General features: G+C 51.6%; 1 protein-coding gene. It reads right to left on the minus strand.

Features of this window, described 5'->3' with window-relative positions; all coding sequences use genetic code 11:
- Positions 1 to 256, minus strand: a 256-nt coding sequence (locus HBA93_RS22140; RefSeq protein ID WP_286202142.1) for a PP-loop family protein, incomplete at both ends; no start/stop codon positions are given.

Raw genomic sequence — 256 nt, forward strand, 5'->3', positions numbered from 1 at the left:
TGATTATCATTGCTCGGATCATCAACCCAGCCAATGTTTTTCACGCGTAAAAGATCACGTAATTCTTCCCGCCACACCGATAAAAGCGGACGGCATAGCATCACCTGATTGTGCAACAAGGTTTGGCCAGCCATGGCGGCGAGCCCCCTTCCCTCACCTACCAATCCTGTCAGCGCCCCTTCACGCTCACGTCGCATCAGATAAGTTTCAACCTGATCATCTGCTGTATGACCTGTCAGGATTATGAAGGCCTGCG

The sequence above is a fragment of the Ochrobactrum sp. SFR4 genome (genome assembly GCF_019730395.1).
Classification (GTDB): Bacteria; Pseudomonadota; Alphaproteobacteria; order Rhizobiales; family Rhizobiaceae; genus Pseudochrobactrum.